Origin of the sequence: Marivita sp. (assembly GCF_020055635.1) — a bacterium.
GTDB lineage: Bacteria > Pseudomonadota > Alphaproteobacteria > Rhodobacterales > Rhodobacteraceae > Marivita.
This window is the reverse complement of sequence record NZ_JAIPUT010000189.1, coordinates 1-2,522: the sequence shown is the minus strand read 5'-3', so window position 1 is coordinate 2,522 and position 2,522 is coordinate 1. Positions and strand designations below refer to the sequence as shown.

The following is a 2,522-nucleotide window of genomic DNA, read 5'->3' as shown; positions in this document are numbered from 1 at the left end:
ATCCTGATCTTTATGTCTGCACTTTAGGTGCCGTTGCGATCGATGGCATGGGGATTACCAGACAGATTGTACCGAGAATTGCCGGTACCATTGGCAGTCTTTATGCCACGATCCGATCAATCGGGGCCGGAAGATCGGCGGAAATAGAGACGGTGACAGATTTCGACAACCGGTTTGACGACCATTGGGAACGGCTGGTCAAGGATAACAAGTTGCGCTTTGTGCGAGACGCCAGAACGCTGCGCTGGCGCTATAGCGAACACCCCTTGCATCAGTACTCTACGCTTGTAGCGCTCAAGGCGGGGGAAATTGTCGGCTTTGTCGTCGTGTCCCAGCGTTATCTTTTCGACACTGATGCGCTTTTGATCTGCGATCTTTGCGCTGTGGAAGGAGATCGCAACACTGAAACCGCCCTTCTCGATGCCGTGCAATCTATGGCGAAAGAGCGTGGTGCGTCTGTGATCGCGGCCCAAGCGCTGCGCGCCAGCACGACGGCTCTAAGTTTGGGTCGAATGGGATTCATCAGGGTACCGCAAAGAGTCAACCCAAAGCCTTTTCGAATGGTTGCGACAACATATACGGATCTCGGAACAAAAGCCCTTGAGCCAGATAGATGGGCGTTTTCATGGGGGGATATGGATGTCGTCTGAAGCTCCGGGATTGCACAATCTTGGATATGTGCAGCGGTATGAACGGATATTGGCTGAAAACCTGCCGCCCAGCTTTGCGCAATTCGCAGATTTCTTCGCGGGAACGCAGCGTCTGCACACATTGGCTGCGATGTTCGACCGGCATCTGAAAAGTAAAGACCTGCACGTTCTGAACGTCGGCAGCGGGCCATTCGCCACGGAGATCTTTATTGAAGCGATGCAAGGTCAGATGATTACCGCGCTGGATTACACACCCGAATTTGCACCTTTCTATACCTTGTTCCAACAAGACGGGCATCTGAAGACTACGCGTTTCCTACAGGCGGACATCATGACCCAGGAATTTGCCCCAGCGTCGTTCGACCTGATCATCTTGCACGATATCCTTTACGAAAAAGCGCTCGATATGAACGCCGTCATCACCCGTCTCGGCACATATCTAAAACCTGGTGGCCTGGTCTTTCTCGACTTTGTGAACCTCCGGACCGGCTGGGTCTGGACGATGCTTGGCAAGCCGAACCGTTTTCGACGGTATGATCCGCGAAACGTAAGGCGCTTTCTGGAACAGGCCGGTTTCGATGTGATCGACTGGCGCCCCACACACGGGTCCAAGAGCATCAGTGCCCGGACCTTGCACGCCACGCTGCGTCTGTTCGGAGCATCCAACAATTATGCTGTGCTTGCGCGCTACAAGGGCCGGTAGCGATGGCGGAGAAGGTTTCTGTCGTCATTCCGAATTGGAACGGCGCAAGATGGTTGCCGCTGTGTCTGGACAGCCTTCAACGGCAGACCTTCAGGGATTTCAAGGTGTATGTTGTCGATAACGGTTCGACGGACGGGTCGGTTGAACTCATCAAGTCCGGTTATCCAAACATCACGATCATAGAAAACGAGGAAAACCTGGGATTCGCCGGTGGTATCAATTGCGGCTTCAGGGCCGCGGCGGGCGAGTTAATCGTTGCACTCAACAATGATGTAGAAACCGATCCAGACTGGCTTGCTGTGATGGTCGGGACGATGGACGCCCATCCCCATGCGGGGTCCGGCGCGTCCCAGCTCATGGATTTCAGGGATCGCGACGTCGTCGATTCCCTTGGTGACGGTTTTTTGCCTATAGGGATTTCAATCAAGGCCTGGTCAGGCGCAAGATATCCGCTTCAAGGTTTAGAGGTGCAGGAGATCCAGAGCCCCTGTGCGGCTGCGTCCGTCTACCGCAAAGCCATGTTGGACCGGATCGGGCTTTTTGACGAAGATTTCTTTGCCTACATGGAAGATATCGATCTTGGCTTGCGCGCACAGATGGCCGGGTATCGGTGCATCTTTATTCCCGGCGCGGTTGTCTATCACATAGGAAGCGCCACGTCGGGTGGCACCGCGTCCGCGTTTTCGATCCATCAGACGGTTGCGAACACCTACCGGGTGATCCTGAAGAATGTGCCGCTCCCGCTGCTGCCGATCTATGTCACCCTGACGCTATCGACACACCTGTTCGCCCTAGCTGCCTCGGCTATCCCTGGAAAACTCGACTGGGTGGCGCAAAATCGCCGGTCCGTGGGACGGGGTTTGATAAATGCTGTGCGCGCAATACCTAATAGTTTAAAAAAGCGGCACAAAATGCAGCACCTCAGAACTCAGACCACATCAAATTTCATTGAGGTGACGCGAGGGACATGGAGTTTTAAACCGTCAAAAATGCAACAACCGACAAAAGCGTCTCTAAGAAACCCGACTTGAAACTAAAGATAGTATCGCGAGTTTTTTAGATGATGTTAAGATTTTCTCGTCACACATCAGACTACGTGACAATGAAAGTGAGAACCGGGCATGGCAGAACTAACTCAGCAGTTTGAAACGAAGCGGTTCGAATCCGCT

At 53.4% G+C, this 2,522-nt stretch carries 3 protein-coding genes; all 3 read left to right on the top strand.

Annotated elements, in window-relative coordinates; all coding sequences use genetic code 11:
• On the top strand, nt 1–650 hold a 650-nt coding region (locus LCF60_RS24545; protein WP_292295138.1), incomplete at its 5' end, for a hypothetical protein.
• Entirely contained in the window at nt 640–1,353 is a 714-nt protein-coding gene (locus tag LCF60_RS24540) for a class I SAM-dependent methyltransferase (RefSeq protein ID WP_292295137.1), read from the top strand. The genes LCF60_RS24545 and LCF60_RS24540, both read left to right, overlap by 11 nt.
• Before the next feature lie 2 nt (nt 1,354–1,355).
• On the top strand, nt 1,356–2,384 hold the full coding sequence (locus LCF60_RS24535; RefSeq protein WP_292295136.1) for a glycosyltransferase family 2 protein: 1,029 nt from the start codon (nt 1,356–1,358) through the stop codon (nt 2,382–2,384).
• The last annotated feature ends 138 nt before the right edge of the window (nt 2,385–2,522 follow it).

What these genes read in the sequence shown, in the direction of transcription:
- LCF60_RS24540 (WP_292295137.1), top strand. Translation starts at nt 640, where the DNA reads ATGTCGTCTGAAGCTCCGGGATTGCACAATCTTGGATATGTGCAGCGG.
- LCF60_RS24535 (WP_292295136.1), top strand. Translation starts at nt 1,356, where the DNA reads ATGGCGGAGAAGGTTTCTGTCGTCATTCCGAATTGGAACGGCGCAAGA.